Source organism: Bradyrhizobium sp. (assembly GCF_049798375.1).
Classification (GTDB): domain Bacteria; phylum Pseudomonadota; class Alphaproteobacteria; order Rhizobiales; family Xanthobacteraceae; genus Bradyrhizobium.
This window is the reverse complement of sequence record NZ_JBARGP010000100.1, coordinates 1-3,691: the sequence shown is the minus strand read 5'-3', so window position 1 is coordinate 3,691 and position 3,691 is coordinate 1. Positions and strand designations below refer to the sequence as shown.

Here is a 3,691-nt window from a genome sequence, read left to right as displayed (position 1 = left end):
GAGCAAGGCGGTTTCTTCCAGGCGGTCGCCGACGGCACCTACAAGCAGTACGGGCTCGATGTCACGATCGTGCCGGGCGGGCCGAACGAAAACAACCGCATGCTGCTGATCTCAGGCAAGATCGAGTTCTTTCTCGCCGCCAACACGCTGATGGGCTTCGATGCCGTCGCCAACAACGTGCCCGTGGTGTCGGTCGCTGCGATGTTCCAGAAGGACCCGCAGGTGTTCCTGACCCATCCGGAAGCCAAGATCACCAAGCTCGAGGAGTTGAAGCCGCTGACGCTGTTCGTCTCCAAGGAGGGGATCGCCAGCTATTATCAGTGGCTGAAATCCGAATACGGCTTCTCCGAGAAGAACGTCCGGCCCTATACATTCAACTCGCAGCCCTTCATCGCCACGCCGAACAGCGCAATGCAGGGCTATGTCACCTCTGAGCCGTTCGCGGTCGAGCACGCCGCAGGATTCAAGCCGGGCGTCATCCTGCTCGCCGATAACGGCTTCAGCACCTACTCGACCCTGATCGAGACCCGCCGCGACCTGATCGATAAGAAGCCGGACCTGGTGCAGCGCTTTGTCGATGCCTCGATCGTCGGCTGGTACCATTACATCTACGGCGACAATTCCGCCGGCAATGCCATGATCAAGAAGCTCAATCCGGAGATGACCGACGATCTGCTGGCCTATTCGGTGGCCAAGATGAAGGAGTACGGCATCGTCGATTCCGGCGATTCGGTTCGCGATGGCATCGGCGCCATGAATGACGCGCGCGTCGCCGACTTCTTCGACAAGATGGTGCGCGCCGGCGTGGTGAAGGCCAATATCGACTACCGCAAATCCTACACGCTGCGTTTCACCAACAAGGCGGTCGGCGTCAACCTTCGGCCGAAGGACGAGCCGAAAAAGGCCGAAGGCAACAAGTAGCTCCGCGCGTTCATGCGAGATTCCTCTCCCAACAGTTCCGACGAGAACGCCTCGCGCGTCACCGTCGAGCTCCGCGACGTCAGCAAGATTTACGAGTCCGGCGTCGTGGCGCTCGGGCCGCTCGATCTGCGCGTCAGCGAGGGAGAGTTCGTGTCGCTGCTCGGCCCCTCCGGCTGCGGCAAGTCGACCGCGCTGCGGCTGATCGCAGGGCTGACGACGCCAACCACGGGACGCGTCCTGCTGGCGCCGCGTAAAGGCGACACACGGGCCGGTCACAGCATCGGCTTCGTGTTCCAGGAGCCGACATTGATGCCCTGGACCAGTGTCGCCGACAATGTCGGTCTGCCGTTGCAGCTCGCCGGCGTCACGGCAACCGAGGCGCGACCGCGAATCCAGGACGCGCTGGCGCAGGTCGGCCTTGCCGAATTCGCCGACCGTTATCCGCGCGAGCTCTCGGGCGGCATGAAGATGCGGGCGTCGCTGGCGCGCGCGCTGGTGACACGGCCAAAAATCCTACTGATGGACGAGCCGTTCGCCGCGCTTGACGAGATCACGCGCTTCCGCCTCAATGACGACCTGCTGGCGCTGTGGCGATCCTTGCGCATGACCGTCGTCTTCGTCACCCATTCGGTGTTCGAATCCGTCTATCTGTCGCAGCGCGTGCTGGTGATGACGGCGCGCCCCGGCCGGCGCAGCTTCGAGCGGCGCATCGAAAGCGACGAGCCGCGCAGCGCCGCATTCCGCACCTCGGTCGCCTATGCCGATCATTGCCGCGCTGTATCCGAGGCCTTAGCGCCGGCCTATGCGGGAGCGCTGTCGCTGTGAGCACCGCGCCACGTCAGGACTATGCGGCCCGCCGTCAGCGCGTGCTCGGCGTGGTGCTGCCCGGCCTCGTGCTCATGCTCGGCCTCGTCCTCTGGGAGCTCGTGGTCGAGCTCAACGACATCCAGCCCTATGTGCTGCCGGGTCCGCTCCTGGTGGCAAAGACGCTGATCGCAGATTGGGGCATCCTGTCGGACTCGCTGCTGACGACCTTGATCACGACCTTCGAAGGCTTCATCGCGGCGGCGGTCGGTGGCGTCGTGCTCGCGCTGTTGTTCAATTTGTCGCGCCGGCTGGAAGTTGCGCTGTTTCCGTACGCAGTCGTGCTGCAGGTGACGCCCGTGATTGCGATCGCGCCGCTGCTGCTGATCTACCTGCCGCAGCAGACGGCGGTGCTGGTCTGCGCCTGGATTGTCGCCTTCTTCCCGGTGCTCTCCAACACCATGCTGGGACTGAAATCGGTCGATCGCAATCTCGCCGGCCTGTTCCAGCTCTACGGCGCCTCGCGCTGGCAGCGGCTGCGCCGGCTCGAATTGCCGTCGGCGCTGCCATTCATGCTCGGCGGCCTGCGCATCGCCGGCGGGCTGTCGCTGATCGGCGCGGTGGTCGCCGAAATTGCCGCCGGCAGCGCCGGCGCCGGTTCCGGCCTTGCCTATCGCATCGCTGAGTCAGGTTATCGCCTCAACATTCCGCGCATGTTCGCAGCACTGTTTCTTCTATCGGTGGCCGGCATTGTCATCTATGGGCTGCTGGCGCTAATTTCCCACCTCGTTTTACGGCGCTGGCACGAGAGCGCGCTTGGAAAGGACAACTGATGGCTGCGTCTGAAAAGATCGACCTCCTGATCTATGGACCGGTGAGGCCGATCCTGGAAACAGGCTTTCCGGACAGTTTCACAGTGCACAAGGCCGAGACGCGCGCCGATCTCGAAAAGCTGCCGGCCGACGTGCTCGGCCGCATCAAAGGCGTCGCGGTGACCTATCACACCGTGAAGACCGATGCAGAAGTCATGGCGCTGCTGCCCAAGCTCGAGATCGTCGCCAGCTTCGGCGTCGGCTATGACCATGTCGCCGCCGCGCATGCCGGCAAGAACAACATCATCGTCACCAACACGCCCGACGTGCTGACCGAGGAAGTCGCCGACGTCGCGATGGGCCTTTTGATCGCAACTCTGCGCGAGTTCATTACCGCCGACCAGTATGTGCGCTCGGGCGAATGGACCAAGCAGAACTATCCGCTCAGCAAGGGTTCGCTGCGCGACCGCAAGGTCGGCATGGTCGGCATGGGCCGGATCGGTCAGGCGATCGCGCGCCGGCTCGACGCCTCGCTTGTCCCGGTGGTCTATCACTCGCGCAATCCTGCGGCCGGCGTCGCCTACCAGCACTATCCGAACCTGATCGAGATGGCGAAAGCGGTCGATACGCTCATCGTCATCGTGCCCGGCGGCGCCGGCACCAACAAGATGATCAACGCCGAGGTGCTGAAGGCACTCGGTCCGCGCGGCGTCGTCGTCAACGTGGCGCGCGGCTCCGTGGTCGACGAGCAGGCCCTGATCGCGGCGCTGAAGTCGGGTGACATCCTTGCGGCCGGCCTCGACGTGTTCGAGAAGGAGCCGAGCGTGCCGGCGGAGCTGACGGCCTTGCAGAACGTTCTCGTGCTGCCCCATATCGGCTCGGCATCGATCGTCACGCGCAATGCGATGGATCAGCTGGTGGTCGACAACATCAAGTCCTGGTTCGCCGGCAAGGCGCCGCTGACCCCGGTCGCGGAAACGCCGGTGAAGGGACGCTGATGGCCCGCTCCCTCGCGTCGATCATCACCGCGCTGCTGGCGGTCCTGCTTGTGCATCCTGCGCAGGCGCAGGACGCCGCCGGCTTGCGGAAGGAGATGATCGGCCAGTGGGAGCTTGCCACCACCGACCGCAGCAAGACCTGCGTGGTGACGTTGA

4 protein-coding genes are annotated in these 3,691 nt (G+C 64.1%); all 4 read left to right on the top strand.

Features of this window, described 5'->3' with window-relative positions; translation table 11 throughout:
* Positions 1-921: ABC transporter substrate-binding protein (locus WA702_RS04710; protein WP_425109372.1), on the top strand; the 921-nt coding region annotated here is incomplete at its 5' end.
* 12 nt (positions 922-933) lie between these two features.
* Entirely contained in the window at positions 934-1,746 is an 813-nt protein-coding gene (locus WA702_RS04705) for an ABC transporter ATP-binding protein (protein ID WP_425109371.1), read from the top strand.
* A gap of 41 nt (positions 1,747-1,787) precedes the next feature.
* Positions 1,788-2,558 (top strand): ABC transporter permease, encoded by a 771-nt coding sequence (locus WA702_RS04700; RefSeq protein ID WP_425109373.1) that lies wholly within the window; start codon positions 1,788-1,790, stop codon positions 2,556-2,558.
* Positions 2,558-3,535, top strand: a complete 978-nt coding sequence (locus tag WA702_RS04695) for a 2-hydroxyacid dehydrogenase (protein WP_425109370.1) — start codon at positions 2,558-2,560, stop codon at positions 3,533-3,535. Before WA702_RS04700 ends, WA702_RS04695 begins: the two co-directional genes overlap by 1 nt.
* Positions 3,536-3,691 lie beyond the last annotated feature (156 nt).

What these genes read in the sequence shown, in the direction of transcription:
- WA702_RS04705 (WP_425109371.1), top strand. Translation starts at nt 934, where the DNA reads ATGCGAGATTCCTCTCCCAACAGTTCCGACGAGAACGCCTCGCGCGTC.
- WA702_RS04695 (WP_425109370.1), top strand. Translation starts at nt 2,558, where the DNA reads ATGGCTGCGTCTGAAAAGATCGACCTCCTGATCTATGGACCGGTGAGG.